This is a genomic window from Sorangium sp. So ce124 (genome assembly GCF_051525235.1).
In the GTDB taxonomy this organism is placed as follows: Bacteria; Myxococcota_A; Polyangia; order Polyangiales; family Polyangiaceae; genus Sorangium; species Sorangium atrum.
In genome coordinates, this window is the sequence record NZ_CP150312.1 from 9,674,411 (window position 1) to 9,691,770 (window position 17,360).

The following is a 17,360-nucleotide window of genomic DNA, read 5'->3' on the forward strand; positions in this document are numbered from 1 at the left end:
CAAGGAGCGATCCTCGATGGGCGCGCGCGGCGCGCGGCGCGCGGCGCGCGGCGCGCGGCGCGCGGTCCGTGGCTCGGCCGCGCCGGCGGCCTCTTGCGCCGGTTGGCGGAGGTTGTGCTCCTCGCCCGATCGCGCATACCCTCCGGGCGCCGAAGCCTCCCGGAGGGTGACCCTTGACACTGCTCGTCAGCGACTCGATTGCCCAGCGCGTCCAGCGGCTGGAGATCCCTTTCAACAGCTTCGGGGTCGATCCTTACGGCATCTCCCAGAAGCACCTGGGTCTCTTCTTCTCCCTCCTGGACTTCTTCTATCATCACTACTTCTCGGTGGGCGTCACGGGCCTGGAGAACGTCCCCGCGCGCGGGCGGGCGATGCTCGTCGGCAATCACTGCGGGGGAGTCGCCATCGACGGGGCGATGGTGGTCGCGTCGATGTTCTTCGAGATGGATCCGCCGCGCCTGGCCGAGGGGATGGCGGAGAAATTCATCAATCGCCTCCCCTTCACCTCGCTCTGGTCGAGCCGCACAGGGCAGTTCACCGGCCTCCCCGAGCACGCGAGCCGCCTCCTCGAGGACGAGCGGCTGCTCATGGTGTTCCCCGAGGGGGCGCGCGGCACCGCCAAGCTCTACAGCGAGCGCAACTCGCTCGTGCACTTCGGGTCGGGGTTCGTCCGGCTCGCGATGAAGACGAGGACGCCCGTCATCCCCTTCGGCTTCGTCGGCGGCGGCGAGGCGGTGCCGACCATCGCCAACTCGTACACGATCGGCCGGCTGCTAGGGGTGCCGTACATCCCCATCACCCCGTACCTCATCCCGGCGCCGCTGCCGGTCCAGCTGGAGATCACCTACGGCGAGCCGATGACGTTCGCCGGGACCGGCGCCGAGGAAGACGAGGTGATCCTGGGCCACGTCGAGCAGGTGAAGGCGAGGATCGCCGAGCTCATCGAGGCAGGCCGAAAGCGGCGCCGCGGGAAGCTTTCGCTGGACTGGCGCGGCGCCACGCCGCCCAGGCCCGCCTCATCGAAGGAGCACGCATGAGGGTCCTCATTCCAGGGATCACCGGCCAGCTTGGCCGCATGGTCGCGACGCGCCTCCTCGAGGAGGGGCACGAGGTGATCGGCATCGACCGGCGGCCGTGGCCGACCGCCCCGGCCGGCATCGAGATGCACAACGTGGATCTGCAGAAGCGCGCCGCCGAGGACGTGTTCCGCAAGGCCCGGCCCCAGGCCGTCATCCACATGGCGACCGTGACGCACCTCGTGGAGCAGACGGAGGAGCGGTATCGGATCAACCTCGGCGGCACGCGCGTCGTCTTCGACAACAGCCGCGCCTGCGGGGTCGAGCACGTGATCTTCGTCGGCCGACACACCTACTACGGCGCCGGCCCCGAGTCGCCGCTCTACCACACGGAGGAGGATCCTCCGATGGCGGTGTCCACCTTCCCCGAGCTCGCCGACCTCGTCGCGGCCGATCTCTACGCCTGCACGGCGCTCTGGCGCGCTCCGGAGCTCTGCACGACCGTCCTCCGCATGTGCTACACGCTCGGCCCGACAGGCCACGGCACGCTGGCGAGCTTCCTCCGCGGCCCCCACGTCCCGTACGTGCTCGGGTTCGACCCGCTGTTCCAGTTCATGCACGAGCAGGACGTCGTCACCGCCATCTGCCTGGCCCTCGAGAAGCGCATCCGCGGCGTCTACAACGTCTCTGGCCCGCAGCCTGTGCCGCTGTCGCTCATCATCCGGGCGGCGGGCCGGGTGGCGGTGCCCCTCCCCGAGTTCGTCCTGCGCAACGCGCTCGGCCGCTTCGGCCTGCCGAAGCTCCCGCGCGCGGCGCTGACCCACATCAAGTACCCCGTCGTCGTGGACGGGGCAGCGTTCCGCGCCGCGACCGGGTTCAAGCACGCCATCGACGAAGCCCAGGCCATCCGCGAGTACCGCGACGCCCACCCGGTCCCGGCGAGCCGCCCCTGAGCCGGGGATAACCTCTCATGAAATAAGGAGGTCCCAATGTTGTCCGAGAAGGTCAAGCAGTTCGCGCCGGCCAGGCTCACCGCGGACATCGGCGATCTGCCCGAGCCGGAGAAGAGAGCGCTCGCCAAGCTCATCGAGGCTTCGCGGCAGCTCGATCCCGTGTTCGATCGGCAGGCCTACGCCGGGAACCCGGAGCTCCGCGAGGAGCTCGTCGCGGACGGCACCCCGGAGGGGCGGGACAGGCTCGCCTACTTCGACATCATGCGCGGCCCATGGGACAGGCAGGATCACCACCGCCCCTTCGCCGTCGACGAGCCTCATCCGCCTGGCGCCGGCTTCTACCCGGAAGATCTCTCGGCCGACGAGCTCAACGCGTGGATCGAGCAGCACCCGGGCGACAAGGAGGCCTTCACGAGCCTGTTCACGCTCATCCGCCGGGACCAGGGCCGGCTCGTCGCCGTGCCGTACAGCCAGGCTTATGCGGCGTGGCTCGGCCCCGCCGGCGCGCTCCTCGAGGAGGCCGCGGCGCTCACCGCGAGCGAGAGCCTGCGACGGTTCCTGAGGTCCCGGGCCGCCGCGTTCCGCTCCGACGACTACTATGCATCCGACAAGGACTGGATGGACCTCGACAGCCGCGTCGAGGCGACCATCGGCCCTTATGAGACCTACGAGGACGAGCTCCTCGGCCTCAAGGCCTCGTTCGAGTCGTTCGTCACGGTGAGCGACCCCGACGCCTCCCGGAAGCTCTCGAAGTACAAGGAGCTCCTCCCGGAGATGGAGCGCAACCTGCCTGTCCCCGAGGACGTGAAGACGGCGCGCGGCGGGGAGAGCCCCATCCAGGTCGTCGACCTCGTGTTCAGCGCTGGCGACGCCCGCAAATCGGTCCAGACGATCGCGTTCAACCTGCCGAACGACGAGCGCGTCCGCGCCGAGAAGGGGGCCAAGAAGGTCCTGCTCCGCAACGTCATCGAGACGAAGTTCGAGCTGATCATGCGCCCCATCGCCGAGCGCATCCTCGACCCGGCGCAGCTCGATCACCTGTCCTCCGACGCGTTCTTCAACGAGACGCTCTTCCACGAGCTCTCGCACAGCCTGGGCCCTGCGTTCACGACCGTGGGCGGGGAGCGGGTCGAGGTGCGGATCGCGCTCGGCCCGACGTACTCGGCGCTCGAGGAGGCCAAGGCCGACGTGATGGGCGCTTACAACGTCCTCTTCATGATCCAGCGAGGCCACTTCGCGGCCGATTTCAGGGAAAAGCTCCTCATCTCCTATTTCGCAGGGCTCTTCAGGAGCACCCGCTTCGGCGTGGCCGAGGCGCACGGCAAGGGGGCCGCGCTCCAGATCAACCGGTTCCTCGAGGAGCGCGCCGCCCGCTTCGACCCGGCGACACGGCGCTTCACCGTCGACGCCGCGGAGCTCGAGGCCGCCGTCACCCGCCTCGTCCGCGATCTCTGCATGGTGCAGCACCGCGGCGACAGGCAGGCCGCCGGCGAGCTCCTCGCCAGGTACGGAGAGGTCTCGGAGCCAATGCGCCAGGCGCTCGGCGGCCTCGAGGGGATCCCGATCGACATCCGGCCGATCTACCCGCTCGCCGGCGAGTGAGCCGCCGGCGAGCGGCGCTCACGGCCCGATCTGCACGAGGAACGCGTCGCCGGCGCCCCGGCTCGTGGCCGTGGCCGCCCCGAGATCGAGGACGCCGTCGAAGCGGCCGGTCACCCAGCTGTCGCCGAGGAGATCGACGGCGACGGCGGCGCCGCGCTGCTCGCCCGAGTCGCCGAACGAGCGCAGCCAGATCGGGTTGCTGGCAGGGTCGAGCTTCGCCACGAACACGTCGGCGGCGCCCGTGGCAGAGTCCGCCTCGTTGCCGATGTCGAGGCTCCCCTGGAAGGAGCCCGTGAGGAGGATGTTGCCTGCCAGATCGACCGCGACGGAGGCGCCCTCCTGATCGGCGTCGTCGCCGAAGTCCTCGCACCACTGGAGGACGCCGTTCTCGTCCAGCCGGAGGAGGAAGATGTCCTTGTCTCCATTGCTCGTGAGCAGCGACTCGCCGAAGGAGATCGCTCTCCGGAACGAGCCGGTCACGAGGATGTTGCCCGCTCCATCGACGGCCACGCCGAGCGCTTCGGCCGCGTTGGTCGCGTCGGCCGCCTTGCTCCAGACGTGATCGCCCGAGGGGTCGAGCTTCGCGACGAACAGGTCGGTCTTGGCCTCGGTGGTGAGCGGCTTCTCGCCCCCGAAATCGACCTCCCCGCTGAACCAGCCGACGACGATGATGTTGCCGTCGCCGTCGACGGCGACGCCCGTGCCGGCCTGATCTCCCTTGCCGCCGAGCCGCTTGGCCCATTCGACGTGGCCGGCGGCGTCGAGCTTGGCCAGGAAGGCATCGCTCCTGCCGTGGCTCTCCAGGGTGAACCGCTCGCCCTGACGGCCCTCGCCAAAGTCGAGCGTGCCCGAGAACTCGCCGGTGATGAAGGCGTTCCCCGCCTGGTCCACGGCGACCGCAGCCGCCTGTTGCGTGGCCTCGTCGCCGAAGCGCCGGCTGAACTGGTGCGCCCCGGTCGCGTCGAACCGCGCCACGACGACGTCGGCGCGGCGGCCGGCGCCCGCGAGCACGCCGCCGCCGAAATCGACGTCGCCGGCCACGCTGCCCGCGAGCACCACGTCGCCCCCCGGCGCGAGCGCGACCGCCCGGGCGACGCTGTCCGCGAAGCGGCGGCCGAACCGGAACCGCCCCTCGCGCGTGGAGGCGTCGCGGGAGAACGACACGAGGAAAGAGTCCGGCTCGGCGAGCGCGCCCAGCTCGTCCGACGGGCCCGCCCCGAGATCGGTGCTGCCCGACGCCGAGCCGACCACCACGACGGCGTCGGCCGAGACGGCGATGCCCAGGCCCTGCTGAGCGCCGGCCCCGCCGAGCGCGACGCTGTGCACGGGATCGCCCGTGCACGCTCGCCCGTCGCAGTTCTCGTCCTCGGGCGTGGCGCAGCTCTCGAACGTGGGCAGCACCTGGCCGACGCAGGCGCCGACGTCCGTCCCGTCGTCATTGCACGCGGCGACGCCGCCCACGCAGAGGCCGACGCCCTGCGTGCCCTGCGGCCCCGCGTAGCAGGCCGCCTCGGTACGGGGAACGCAGATCTCCTGCTCCTCGCTGCCGCCGCTCGCCCCAACGCCGCCGCCGCCGGCTCCCCCCTCGCCCACCGGCACGGGATCCGCCGCCACGTCGGGGAACGGCGCGATGAAGGCGCACGCTCCGAGGCCGGTGCAGGCGAAGGCGAGCGCCGCGACGACGCCCGCTCCGGGCCGATGGGCGCCGCTCACAGCACTCCCTGCACGGCGACCCCGGCGCCGTCCGCGCCGACCCATGGCGAGAGCGCCGTCGGGCCGGGGGTGCGGGGCGCGGGCGCAAGCCGCCGCCCGGCGGCGTCCGGAGGAGCCGCGGGCGAGGAGGACGAGGGCCAGAAAAGGTACGTGGCGACGCCGCCCGCGATGAGGGCGGCCCCGGTGAGCACCGTGCTCGTGACGGCGAGCGCTTGCCCGCGGTCGTGCAGCGCCTGCCGCTCGCCCAGCGAGCCCGGGGCAGGGTTCGCGTTCTTCTTCAGGAAGCTGTGCCGCACGTCGTACGCCACGACGCCCGTGACCACGGCGCCGGCGGCGAGCGCGGCCGCCGTGCCCACGACGACCACCGGCGAGATGCGCGGGCCGGGCGCGGGCGCGCTGGGCAGCGCCCGGCGCGCGGGCGCGATCGACAGCAGGACCGCGGGCGATCGCTTGCGGCCGAGATCGGCCCGCAGCTCGACGACCGCGCCCGTCTCGGCCTGCACCGACGCCTCGAACCGCGCCGCATAGTTCTCGGCCTCCACCACGACCCGCCGCGCCCCGGGGCTCACGAGGATGGCCGCGCCGACGAGCGCGGCGTGGATCGGCTCACCATCGATCTCGACGCGCACGCCGGTCGCGTCCTCGGGCAGCTGCAGGACGATCTGCGACGTCTTCACGCGGAGCTTCTCTAGTCGTGCCCGCGACTCCCTGGCGAGCGCGGGCTCGTTCCGCGCGGTCGCGCCGGACGCGGCGAGCTCAAATGCGTTGAGCGCCTCGACGACGTGGCCGAGCGCTTCATGACAGACCCCGAGGTGATACCAGAGAGGCGGGGACACGACGATCTTGCTGATGCGCTCGTACGTCTCCAGCGCCTCTGCCCACCGGCCGCCGTCCTCCGCAGCGAGGCCGAGCGCGAAGAGGCGCCGCGCGGACGCGAGCTCCGCGGCGCTCGGCTTGTGGGGCGCAGCGAGAGCCGCAGTGTCGCTCGCGACCGCGGCCGGCGGCGCGCGCCCGGCGTCCTCCGGGGGAGGCTCGGCGAACGCAGCCGGACCGACGCCGACCAGGGCGAAGAATACGACTCCGCCGATGGTGATCCGATGCTTCACCCACGCCTCCTTCCATCACCAAGCGATAGAGGCAGTCTAACCGTACTCACGCAGATCGATCCTCGACAACTGGAAAATTGTTTGAGATTGGCGTCCGATCCTGGAACGCTCTTGCACGACCCGCCTGGAACGCTCTCCCACTGTCGGTGAGGGCTTCAGCATGGTCGGATTCACGACGACACAGGAGTCGCAGGTACGAGCTGTGATAGCGCCCGTCGATCTTGTGCCAGGCCAGCTTCTCGGCCGCTATGAGCTGCTGATCGCCATCGCGCAGGGCGGAATGGGGACGGTGTGGGCGGCCCGAGAGCGCGGCGGGGCGGCGGGCGACAAGATCGTGGCAGTCAAGACGATGCTGCCGGCGCTCTCCAGCGATCCGCGCTGCAAGCGCATGTTCCTCACGGAGTCGCGCATCGCGGCCCGGATCAAGCACCCCAATGTGTGCGCGATCCTGGATCAAGGTGAGCAGAGCGGGGTGCTCTACTTCGTGATGGAGTGGATCGACGGCGACGCGCTCGTGGCGCTGCTCGGCGGCAGCACCCGCAAGCAGGGCAGCCCGCTCCCCCTGCCCGTCGCGGTGAGGATCGCGATCGAGGCGGCGCGGGGGCTCCATGCGGCCCACGAGCTACGGGACGACGGCGGCGCGCTGGTCGGGCTCGTTCACCGGGACGTCTCGCCGCACAACATCCTGATCACGCGGGACGGCTCGGTCAAAATCGCCGATTTCGGCGTGGCCAAGGCCATGGCGCAGGTGGACAACCCGACGACCAACACCGGGCACATGAAGGGCAAGATCCTCTTCATGGCGCCCGAGCAGGTCTATAGCGAGCAGCTGGACCGGCGGTCCGACGTCTTCGCGCTCGGGATCGTGCTCTATCAGCTGACGACGGGCACCCACCCGTTCGCCGCCAGCCACGACCTCGCGACGATGGCGCGCATCGCGCGGCCCGAGCCGGTCGATCCGCCGGGCACCCTCGTCCCCGGGTACCCCGCCGCGCTCGAGGCGGCGGTGATGCGCGCGCTCGCCAAGGATCCGGCCGAGCGCTTCGCGACGATGGCCGAGCTCGCGGACGCGCTGGAGGCGGTGAGCGCCGCCCTCGGCAGCCGCCCCGGCGAGGTCACGGGGTACATCCGCAACGCGCTCGCCGCGCGCACCGCGCGTCGCGCGGCGCTGATCAAGGACGCGCTGCGCGCCGCGGAGGGCAGATCGCGGGGGCGCCCCCCCTCGCGCCTGGACCCGCGCCGCCGCGCCCGGACGATCGCCACCGCGGCGGCGCTCGTCGCCTCGGGCGCGCTGCTCGGGGCGGCGACGCTCCTGTGGATCGGCCTCGGGGAGGGCCCCGGCGCGCCGCCCGTGGCGGTGCCCGCGGCGCCGGCCATCGCGGTGGAGCCGCGCCCGGGGGTCGTCACCGCCGAGCCGCGCGCCCCGGAGCCCGCGCGCGTGTCAGAGCCGGCCCCGTCCACCACGCCCGCGGCGCCGCCCTCCTCCACCCCCGCCGCGAGCGCGAGCCCGCCTCGCTCCCGATCGCCTGGCGAGACCGGGCGCGCCAAGTTCCGCGAGCCCGGCTTCTAGCGCGCGCCGGGGCCCCGCCCCGCGCCGACGAGCGCGCGCCGGGGCCCCGCCTCGCGCCGAGGAATATTCGAGAGGCGCCGGTTGTCCTCGGGCGGCCGGGCTTGCTATGAGCTCCCACCCGTTATGCACGACGTACGCGCCCTGAACGAGCTGGTCGCCAAAGAGAGCGCCTTCATCGACACCCTGCTGAGCGAGGTCGGCAAGGTCATCGTCGGTCAGACGTACATGATCGAGCGCATCCTCATCGGGCTGCTCACCGGGGGACACGTCCTCCTCGAGGGCGTCCCGGGCCTCGCCAAGACGCTCACGGTGCGGACGCTCTGCGACGCCATCCACGCGAAGTTCTCGCGGATCCAGTTCACGCCGGATCTGCTGCCCGCCGACCTCATCGGCACCGTCATCTACAACCACCAGAAGGGCGACTTCACCTCCAAGCTGGGCCCGATCTTCGCGAACCTCGTGCTCGCCGACGAGATCAACCGCGCCCCCGCGAAGGTGCAGAGCGCGCTCCTCGAGGCGATGCAGGAGCGGCAGGTCACGATCGGCGACACGACCTACCCGCTGCCGAGCCCGTTCGTGGTCATGGCGACCCAGAACCCGATCGAGCAGGAGGGGACCTACCGCCTCCCGGAGGCGCAGGTCGACAGGTTCATGCTCATGGTCAAGGTCGGGTACCCCGCGCGGGCCGAGGAGCGGCAGATCATCGACCGCACGACGTCCGCGATCGAGGGCAAGGCCGCGAAGGTGACGACCCCCGAGGAGCTCGTGTCCGCGCGCAAGGTCGTGCGCGACGTGTACATGGATGATCGCGTGAAGGACTACATCGTGGACGTGGTCTTCGCGACGCGCGAGCCCGGGCAGAAGGGGATGCGGGAGCTGAGCAGCCTCATCGAGTACGGGGCGAGCCCGCGCGCCTCGATCGCGCTGGCGCTCGCGGCGCGCGCGCACGCCTTCCTGCGCCACCGGGGCTACGTCACGCCGGAGGACGTGAAGGCGATCGGCCCGGACGTGCTCCGTCACCGGGTCGTCCTGACCTACGAGGCGGAGGCCGAGGAGGTCACGTCCGAGCAGATCGTCCGGCGCGTGTTCGAGGTGGTCGAGGTGCCGTGATCAAGGCCTCCGGCTCGAAGAACCCGCTGCCGCCGGAGCTCCTGAAGCAGCTCCGGCGCATCGAGATCCGGACGCAACGGCTCGCCAACGAGCAGCTCTCCGGGACGTACTCGTCCGTCTTCAAGGGGCAAGGGCTCTCGTTCCGCGAGGTGCGCGCGTACCTGCCCGGCGACGACGTGCGCTGGATCGACTGGAACGTCTCGGCCCGCATGAGCGAGCCGTTCGTGAAGGTGTTCGTCGAGGAGCGCGAGATGACCGTCATGCTGGTCGTCGACGCCTCGCAGAGCGAGCAGTTCGGCACGCGGCGCGCGTCGAAGGCGCGCGTAGCCGCCGAGATCGCCGCGCTCTGCTCCTTCAGCGCCATCAAGAACAACGATCGCGTGGGCCTCGTGCTCGCGACCGAGGCCATCGAGAAGCTCGTCCCGCCGAAGAAGGGGGACAAGCACGTGATGCGCGTCATCCGGGAGATCCTCGGGCATGAGCCGAAGTACACGGGGACGAACCTGAAGCTCGCGCTCGAGACCCTGGTGAAGGTGGCCAAGCGGAGGAGCGTGGCCTTCGTGATCAGCGATTTCTTCGCCTCCGGCTTCGAGCGCTCGCTCTCGCTCGCGAGCGCCAAGCACGACGTGATCCCGGTGATGCTCGTCGACCCGCGCGACGAGGAGCTGCCCGACGTGGGGCTCGCGACGTTCGAGGACCTGGAGACCGGGGAAGAGGTCGTGGTGGACACCGGCGATCGGGCGGTGCGCGACCACTACCGCGCCGCCATGCGCAAGGTCCGGAGCGACCGCGACAAGCTGTTCAAGAAGCTCGCGCTCGACGCCGTCGTGGTGAAGACCGGCGAGAGCTTCGTGAGCCCGCTGCGCGACCTGTTCGCCAAGCGGGCGCGGAGGCTCAGGCGATGAGGACGCGCCGCTCGGCGGTCCACGCCGCGCGCGGCGCGAGCCCGCTCGCGTGGGCCGCGCTGGCGACGGCGCTCGCGAGCGCGGCGCCGGCGCGATCGCAGCCGGACGCTGGCGGCGCCGGAGGGCCCGCCGCTGACGACACCCCGCCGCCGCCGGCGCTGCCGGCCCCGGCGTCGGCAGCGCCGGCGGCGAAGGAGCGCGGCGAGAGCGTGTGGGCCTCGTGCGCGGAGCACGTGCCGCCCGGCGCGACGCGCCCCCGGATCGAGGAGACGTTCCCGAAGAACGGGTTCAGCGGGTACGCGGCCCACCTCGAGATCACCGTCACGCACGGCAAGGGCGAGACGGTGCTGCCGGAGGGCTTCAAGGTCCAGGGCGACAGCGACGCCGCGCGCGCGATCCAGAAGGCGGGGTTCGTCCTGCCCGAGGCCGACGCGGGCGCGGGGCCGACCAGCACGACGACGGCGACCGACGCCGGCGCCACGACCAAGCTCGTCATCCCGTTCGTCCCGCTGCCCAAGGAGCCCGGGAGGAGCGCCCTCCTGCTGCCGCCGGTGCCGATCGCCGTGTCCCGCGCGAGCGGGGAGCTCGTCACCGTCTGCACCCGGCCGCACGAGATCGTGATCGAGGACCCGATCGCCAACGAGCGGGATCCCAAGGTCAAGCCGAACCCGCCGCCGAGGCCGCAGCGGGAGGAGTGGGTGCTCGCGAAGCAGCTCACGGTCGGCATCCTCATCGGCGCGGCGCTCGGCCTGCTCGTGGCGTGGCTGGTCCGGCGCTGGCTGCGCCGGCCCCGCGTCGTGGTCGCGCCGCCGCCCAAGCTGCCGTGGGTCGCCGCGCTCGAGGAGCTCGAGGCGCTCCGGCGCTCCGACCTGCTCGGCGAGGGGCGGACCGGCGAGTACTTCGATCGCGTGAGCGACTGCGTGCGCAAGTACCTCGGCGCGCGGTACGGCTTCGACGGCCTCGAGACGACGAGCGACGAGATGCGGGAGCTGCTCGCGCGGGTGCGCCCGCCCGTGCCGGTGCTGCCGCAGATCGCGCGGTTCCTCGCCGACTGCGATCTCGTGAAGTTCGCGCGCCTCCAGCCGAGCGAGGCCGACTGCCTCACGGCGCTCGACGACGGCGAGAACATCGTGCACCGCACGACCCCGCCGGCGGCGCGGCCCGGCGACGGCGCCGGCCCCCGGAGCTCGCCCGCCGGCGGGCAGCAGCCGCCCGCTCGCCCGTCCGGGGCGCCGGAGGAGGCGCCTTGAGCCGCACGAAGCGCGCATCGCTCGCCCTCATCGCGACGCTCGTCGTCGCCGCGCTCGCCTGCGTGTACCCCTACCTCGCGCGCCGCGAGGCCTGGTCCTCGGCGAGCTGGCAGAACCCGTGGTTCTTGCTCGCGCTCATCGCGGTGCCCGTCGTCTGGTACTGGGGCGTCTTCGCGGAGGACGCGCGCAGGCCGCGGCTCCGGCTCGGCACGGTCGCGCCGCTCGCGCGCGGGCCGCGCGGCCTGCGCAGCCACCTGCGCGACCTGCCGGGCGTGCTGCGCGCCGTGGCGCTCGCGCTGCTCGTCCTCGCGATGGGGCGGCCGGTCAGCGTGCTCCGCGAGCAGCGCTCGGACGACAAGGGCATCGATATCGTCGTGGCGCTCGACCTGTCGGGCTCGATGCGCGCGATCCTCGACGCGCGGCCGAGCGACCTCCCCGGCCAGCCGAAGCTGCCGCGCGGCAAGCGGCTGACCCGGCTCGACACGGCCAAGCTCGTCCTCCAGGACTTCATCAGCCGCAGGAGGACCGATCGCCTCGGCGTCGTCGTCTTCGGCAAGGCCGCCTACGTGCTGTCGCCGCCGACGCTCGACTACCACCTGCTGACGCAGATGGTCTCGCAGATGACGCTCAACGTGATCGACGGCAGCGCGACGGCGATCGGCGACGCGCTCGGCACCGCGGTCGCCCGCCTGCGCAGGAGCGACGCGCAGTCGAAGGTCGTCATCCTCCTGACCGACGGCGACTCGAACGCCGGGGCCATCTCCCCCGAGTACGCGACCCACCTCGCGACCTCGCTCGGCGCCAAGGTCTACACGATCCAGATCGGCACCGACGACGAGGTCGAGGTCGAGGACGGCATCGATCTCTTCGGGCAGCCGCGCTACGTGCGCCACCGCTTCCCGGTGAACCCCGCGCTGCTCCAGGAGATCGCGCAGAAGACCGGCGGCGCGTCGTACGTGGCGACCGACGCGAAGGCGCTCGCGGACAGCATGCACGACGTGCTCGACCGGCTGGAGAAGACCCGCTTCGAGGCGTCGAGCGCCGCGTACGAGGATCTCTTCCCGTTCCTGCTCCTGCCCGGGGTGTTCCTGATCGGGCTCGACGCGCTCCTGCGCGCCTGGCTGCTCCGGAGGTTCCCGTGAACTTTGCGGCTCCCTGGTTCCTGCTCGGGACGGCGTTCGCCGCGCTGATCGGCCTCCTGCTCATCCTCGGCGGCTTCGGCGTGGCGCGCGCCATCAAGCGCTTCGGCGACGAGGATCGCGTGAAGGCGCTCACCACCGCCGATCCGGCGAAGCGCCGCGCCTGGAAGGGCGTGCTGCTCGTGCTCGCGACGGCGCTCGCGTTCGTGGCCGCGGCGCGCCCCCAGTACGGCAAAGGCACGCGGCTCGTGCCGGCGACCAACGTCGACGTGGTGATCGTGCTCGACTACTCGAAGAGCATGTACGCGCGCGACGTCGAGCCGTCCCGCATCTTCCGGGCGAAGGTCGAGGTCGCCCGCCTCATCAAGGATCTCGAGGGCGCGCGCTTCGGCGCGGTCGCGTTCGCCGGCGAGCCGATGGGCTTCCCGCTGACCGCCGACGGCGCGGCGATCGCGCAGTTCTTCCGCCAGCTCGACCCGAACGACATGCCCATCGGCGGCACGGCGATCGCGCGCGCGCTCGACCAGGCGAACGAGCTCCTGAGGCGCGATCCGAAGTCCGCCGAGCACAAGCGGATCATCCTGCTCGTCACGGACGGCGAGGACCTCGAGGGCTACCCGCTGAGCGTCGCCCAGGCGATCGGCGCCCAGGGCACGACGATCCACGTCGTTCAGATCGGCGGGCGCACGCCGGAGCCGATCCCGGAGATCGGCCAGGACGGCCGCATCGTCGGGTGGCGGACGGATCGCCAGGGCAAGCCGCTCACGACCGAGCTGTCGCTTTCGGGCGAGCAGCAGCTCGCGTCGATCGCGCAGGCGACGCCGGGCGGGCAGATCATCCGCGCGGAGAAGGGGACCACGGGCATCGAGACGATCGCCGCGGAGCTCAGGCGGCAGATGAAGAGCGAGCTCTCGGAGCGGGTCGAGACGGTCTACGCGGACGTCTACTTCTACCCGCTCGGCCTCGCGATCCTGCTCCTCATCGCCGAGGTGTTCCTCAAGGACGCTCCGCGCCGTCGCTTCGTGGCGACACACCCCGAGGCCGCGCCGAAGCGCGCAGGGCTGCTGAAGGGGCGCCCGCTCGGCGCGGACCTCGCGGCGGGAGCGGGGCCGACGCCTCGGGGCAACGCGGGAGGGCAGCATGCCGCGTCGTGATCGCAAGCGCGTGGATCTCGCCGGGTTCTTCGCGCGCCGGGGGCGCTGGATCGCGATCGGGCTCGCCGCCGCGTGCCTCACCGGGGCCGCGTTCTCGGCGGCGACCGGGTGCAGCGGGTGGGATCCGACGTCCCCGTTCGAGCGGAACGCGCCGGCGGTCGACCAGGCGATCCGCGATCTCGACGCGGGCAACCTCGAGTCTGCCGCGCAGGCCCTCGAGAGCTACCTGGGGACGGGCGCGTGCAGCGACGCCGGCATCGGGCTGCCGGACTCCGTGCGCCAGAAGCCGAACGGCTCGTTCGATCTCGGGCTGACGCTGTTCCACCTGGCCGAGCGCTACGGTCATCGGTTCGGCGACGAGGAGCTCGCGGACGGCGGGACGGAGCAGGAGCAGAGCGACGCGCTGCGCGGGATCGAGATCGACTGCGCGCTGGTCCTCGTGAAGGCGATCGGGGCCGATCCGAGCGTGCCGGCCGACCTGCGCGCGCGGGCCCGCTACCTCTCGGGCAACCTCGAGTTCTTGCGGCGCAAGTACGAGGATGCGGTGACGTACTACGACCAGGCGCTGGCCATCATCCCCGGGGTCCTCGAGGAGGCCGGCGGCGACGGCGTCGGCCGGGACGCGGCCTGGAACCGGGCGATCGCGCTGCGGCGCATCGAGGACCAGAAGGACGCCGCGCCGCCGGACGCCGAGCCCGACGCGCCGCCGGACGCCGAGCCCGATGCGCCGCCGGACGCCGAGCCCGACGCGGGCGACGACGGCGGCGACCAGGACGCGGGCAACGACGGCGGCGAGCCTGACGCGGGCGACGACGGCGGCGGCCAGGACGCGGGCGACGACGGCGGCGACCAGGATCAGAGCCCCGACGCTGGCCCGCAGGATCAGACGCCCGACGCCGGCTCACCCGAGCAACCCGAGCCGCCGCGCGAGCAGCCCCAGGAGCCGCCGCAGACCGGTCGGCAGGACGATCGCATCCTCGACCAGCTCGAGGAGGCGCCGACGTATCAGGAGCAGGAGGCGAAGAACAAGGCCGGTATGCGGCGCGGCCGCGGCATGGAGGACAAGTGACGCTCGCGCTCGCCCCCCCGCGCCTCGCGCCGCTCGCGGCCGCGCTGCTCGTGGCGTTGCTCGCGTTGATCGCCCCGCTCCGCGCGCGTGCCCAGCAGCAGCCGGAGCTCACGGCGCGCGCGAGCTCCACCGACGTCGAGGTCGGCGAGCCGTTCACGGTCGAGGTGAAGGCGCTCGTCGAGCGCGGCGCCGGCATGCCCTCCGATCCGGAGCTGCGTGTCCCGCCCGACCTCTCCATCGTCTCCGGCCCGAGCATCGGGACGCAGATGAAGACGCAGCTCGGGGGCGGCGTCATGATCACGCAGCTGGGCATCAGCGCGACGTGGCAGATCGTCGCGAACAAACCCGGCCGCTACACCATCCCGGGGCCGACGATCTCCTGGAACGGGAGGCGCCTGCCGGCGGCTCCGATCCTGATCAAGGTCACGCCGGCGAGCGGGCGGCCTCGCCGGCCGAGCAACCCGTTCCTGTTGCCCGGCGGCCCGCTGCAGGGCTTCCCGTGGCCGTTCGGCGGTCCGGGCGGCCTCTTCGACGACGAGGCGACCCAGGACGAGCCCGAGGCCGAGGCGACGGAGCTGGCGATGCCGCGCGAGCCCGACCCGGTGGTGTTCCTGCGCGCCATCCCCGACAAGACGACCGCGGTGGTCGGCGAGCAGGTCACGGTCTCGTTCTACCTGTACTTCCGCGAGAACGCCGAGATGACCGAGCCCCGCGCGGCGCCCGCGCCGGACTTCCTTCGTTACACGCTCCTCGAGGACCCCCGCACCGAGCGGCCCGTGTACACGCGGGTCGGCGGGTACCGCTATGCGGCCCGCCTCGTCGACAAGCTGGCGCTGTTCCCGCTGAAGACGGGCGAGCTGCGCACGGGCAGCATGCAGACGCGCATCACCGGTCGCCGGATCGGCGCGCGCGTGCTGCGCGAATCGAACGACGTCGTCGTCAAGGTCACGGAGCCGCCCCTCGCCGGCCGCCCGTCCGGCTATGCCGTCGGCGACGTCGGTCAGTTCACGCTCAAGGCGACGGTGCAGCCCCGCCAGATCGAGCAGGGCGGCTCGGTGGCCGTGAACGTGCAGATCGCGGGCACCGGCAACTTCCCCCAGTCGCTCCGGGTGCCGGAGCGGACCGGGCTCGACTGGCTCGACCCGGAGAAGCGCGACGCGATCGAGCCGCGCGGCGGCGCGATCGGCGGCACCCGATCGTTCGGCTACGTCGTCCGGATCCAGGAGAGCGGCGCCGTCGATCTCGGGAAGATCGAGCTCCCCTACTGGGATCCGGCGCAGAAGCGCTACGTGGTCGAGCGCGCCGAGCTCGGCGTCGTCCAGGTCAGCCCGGTGGCTCCTCCGGCGTCGTCCGGGCCGCCGTCCAGGGCGCCTCTCGCCGAGGGCGACGGCGCCGGCCGTGGCGCGCCGTTCGCCGGAATGCCGGGGCTCCGCACGTCGCTCGGCCCGCACACCCCGCCCGCGACGCTGCCCCTCGACGGCGCGCCGTTCTGGCTGCTCCTCGCCGCGCCGCCGCTCGCCGTCACGCTCTTCGGCGCGGGCGATCGGCTCCTGCGCCGGGCGCGCGATCGCCGCGCGGCGGGCGCGACCTCGCCCGCCCGGCTCGCGGCGATCGCCCAGCGCGAAGCGGAGGAGGCGGCCGCGCAGGGAGATCTCGGGGCGACGGCCGCGGCGATCGAGCGCGCGGTGCACCGGGCGATCGAGTCCGCGACGGGCCTCCGCTCGCGCGGCGTCCTGCTCGCGGAGCTCCCGGGCGAGCTCGGCCGGCGCGGCGTCCCAGGGCCGCTCTCGTCGCGCGCGTGCGAGGCGCTGGCCGCGTGCGAGGCGATCCGGTTCGAGCCGACCGCGCAGGAGGGCGGCGGCGCCGCCGCCGCGGCGCTCGTCGAGCAGAGCCGCGCCGTCGTGACCGAGCTCTCGCGATGGAAGCCCGCATGAACGGCCGCCGCAGGCGCCTCTTCGCCGGCGCGCTCCTCCTCGTCGCCAGCCTCGCGCCGGCGCTGCCGTCGAGCGAGGCGCGCGCGCAGCCGGCGGAGTCCCCGGAGGTGATGTTCCAGGAGGGCACGGCGGCGCTCGGCCGCGGCGAGTACGGCGCGGCGATCGACACGTTCGAGCTGCTCGCCGACCGCGGCTTCGTGCACCCGGACGCGAGCTACAACCGCGGGCTCGCCTACGTCACGCGCGTCCGCGAGGGCGCGGATCGCCCCGGAGACCTCGGCCGGGCGGCGGCCGCGTTCGAGGAGGCGCTGCGGCTCCGTCCGGGCGACGCCGACGCGGATCGCGCGCTGGATCTCGTGCGCGCCGAGATCACCCGCCGGCGCTCGCGCCGCGCCACGGATGCGGTCGACGTGCGCCCGACGCTCGGCCGGGTCATCGTCGGCCTCGCCTCGGAGCGCACCTGGGCGGCGGCCGCGCTCCTCGCGTCGCTGCTCCTCGCCTTGGGCGTGGTCCTGCGGCGCCGCCCTGCCGGCCCTGCGCACGTCGCGGGCAGCGTCCTTGCGCCGACGGCGCTCGTCGCGCTGCTCGCGCTGGTGCCGCTCACCTATGCGGCGCGGCACCTCCGCATCACGACCCGGGCCGGCGTCGTGGTGGTCCCCGAGGTCCGGCTCCTCGACGAGGACGGGCGCGCGCTGCCCCGCGCCGAGCACAGCGCGATCCCCGAGGGTGCGTCGGTCGAGGTCGGCAGGAGATCGGGCGGGCTCGCGGAGGTCCGCTGGGGCGCAACGGAGGGATGGGTTCCGGCGTCGAGCATCCGGCTGCTCGCTCCATGAGCCGCG

14 protein-coding genes are annotated in these 17,360 nt (G+C 72.7%); 12 read left to right on the forward strand and 2 right to left on the reverse strand.

The genetic code is table 11. From position 1 onward, the window contains the following. The first annotated feature begins 173 nt into the window (after positions 1 to 173). The 3 genes from WMF19_RS36440 to WMF19_RS36450 are packed head-to-tail and all read left to right on the forward strand — an operon-like array spanning position 174 to position 3,571. Positions 174 to 1,037: a lysophospholipid acyltransferase family protein gene (locus WMF19_RS36440; protein ID WP_272095436.1), complete on the forward strand. Its 864-nt coding sequence runs from the start codon at positions 174 to 176 to the stop codon at positions 1,035 to 1,037. Beyond that, complete coding sequence (locus WMF19_RS36445; RefSeq protein ID WP_437894576.1) at positions 1,034 to 1,969, forward strand: SDR family oxidoreductase; 936 nt, start codon at positions 1,034 to 1,036, stop codon at positions 1,967 to 1,969. The genes WMF19_RS36440 and WMF19_RS36445 overlap by 4 nt, the downstream gene beginning before the upstream one ends. A gap of 36 nt (positions 1,970 to 2,005) precedes the next feature. After that, entirely contained in the window at positions 2,006 to 3,571 is a 1,566-nt protein-coding gene (locus WMF19_RS36450; RefSeq protein WP_437894577.1) for a dipeptidyl-peptidase 3 family protein, read from the forward strand. Positions 3,572 to 3,589: 18 nt separating this feature from the next. Here WMF19_RS36450 and WMF19_RS36455 read toward each other — a convergent pair whose 3' ends face one another. Both WMF19_RS36455 and WMF19_RS36460 read right to left on the reverse strand, forming a co-directional pair. After that, positions 3,590 to 5,284, reverse strand: coding sequence for a hypothetical protein (locus WMF19_RS36455; protein WP_437894578.1), 1,695 nt, complete (start codon positions 5,282 to 5,284; stop codon positions 3,590 to 3,592). Further along, positions 5,281 to 6,390 carry a hypothetical protein gene (locus WMF19_RS36460; protein WP_437894579.1) on the reverse strand — a complete coding sequence of 370 codons (1,110 nt, stop codon included), beginning with the start codon at positions 6,388 to 6,390 and terminating at the stop codon, positions 5,281 to 5,283. Before WMF19_RS36460 ends, WMF19_RS36455 begins: the two co-directional genes overlap by 4 nt. Before the next feature lie 223 nt (positions 6,391 to 6,613). Between WMF19_RS36460 and WMF19_RS36465 the strand changes: the two genes are divergently transcribed. The 9 genes from WMF19_RS36465 to WMF19_RS36505 all read left to right on the forward strand — a co-directional run bounded on the left by WMF19_RS36465 (position 6,614) and on the right by WMF19_RS36505 (position 17,354). Further along, complete coding sequence (locus WMF19_RS36465; protein WP_437894580.1) at positions 6,614 to 7,960, forward strand: protein kinase domain-containing protein; 1,347 nt, start codon at positions 6,614 to 6,616, stop codon at positions 7,958 to 7,960. A 123-nt stretch (positions 7,961 to 8,083) separates the two neighbouring features. Then, the gene (locus WMF19_RS36470; RefSeq protein WP_272095442.1) at positions 8,084 to 9,070 is read left to right on the forward strand and encodes an AAA family ATPase; all 987 of its coding nucleotides are present in this window, start codon (positions 8,084 to 8,086) and stop codon (positions 9,068 to 9,070) included. After that, a complete protein-coding gene (locus tag WMF19_RS36475; RefSeq protein ID WP_437324365.1) occupies positions 9,067 to 9,975 on the forward strand; it encodes a DUF58 domain-containing protein in 909 nt (302 codons plus the stop codon). Before WMF19_RS36470 ends, WMF19_RS36475 begins: the two co-directional genes overlap by 4 nt. Further along, entirely contained in the window at positions 9,972 to 11,225 is a 1,254-nt protein-coding gene (locus WMF19_RS36480; RefSeq protein WP_437894581.1) for a hypothetical protein, read from the forward strand. Before WMF19_RS36475 ends, WMF19_RS36480 begins: the two co-directional genes overlap by 4 nt. Beyond that, positions 11,222 to 12,367, forward strand: coding sequence for a VWA domain-containing protein (locus tag WMF19_RS36485; RefSeq protein ID WP_437894582.1), 1,146 nt, complete (start codon positions 11,222 to 11,224; stop codon positions 12,365 to 12,367). Before WMF19_RS36480 ends, WMF19_RS36485 begins: the two co-directional genes overlap by 4 nt. Next, positions 12,364 to 13,518 (forward strand): vWA domain-containing protein, encoded by a 1,155-nt coding sequence (locus WMF19_RS36490; RefSeq protein ID WP_272095447.1) that lies wholly within the window; start codon positions 12,364 to 12,366, stop codon positions 13,516 to 13,518. Before WMF19_RS36485 ends, WMF19_RS36490 begins: the two co-directional genes overlap by 4 nt. Beyond that, positions 13,505 to 14,587 (forward strand): tetratricopeptide repeat protein, encoded by a 1,083-nt coding sequence (locus WMF19_RS36495; RefSeq protein WP_437894583.1) that lies wholly within the window; start codon positions 13,505 to 13,507, stop codon positions 14,585 to 14,587. The genes WMF19_RS36490 and WMF19_RS36495 overlap by 14 nt, the downstream gene beginning before the upstream one ends. Next, positions 14,584 to 16,521: a BatD family protein gene (locus tag WMF19_RS36500; protein ID WP_437894584.1), complete on the forward strand. Its 1,938-nt coding sequence runs from the start codon at positions 14,584 to 14,586 to the stop codon at positions 16,519 to 16,521. The genes WMF19_RS36495 and WMF19_RS36500 overlap by 4 nt, the downstream gene beginning before the upstream one ends. Next, positions 16,518 to 17,354, forward strand: a complete 837-nt coding sequence (locus tag WMF19_RS36505; protein ID WP_437894585.1) for a hypothetical protein — start codon at positions 16,518 to 16,520, stop codon at positions 17,352 to 17,354. Before WMF19_RS36500 ends, WMF19_RS36505 begins: the two co-directional genes overlap by 4 nt. Positions 17,355 to 17,360 lie beyond the last annotated feature (6 nt).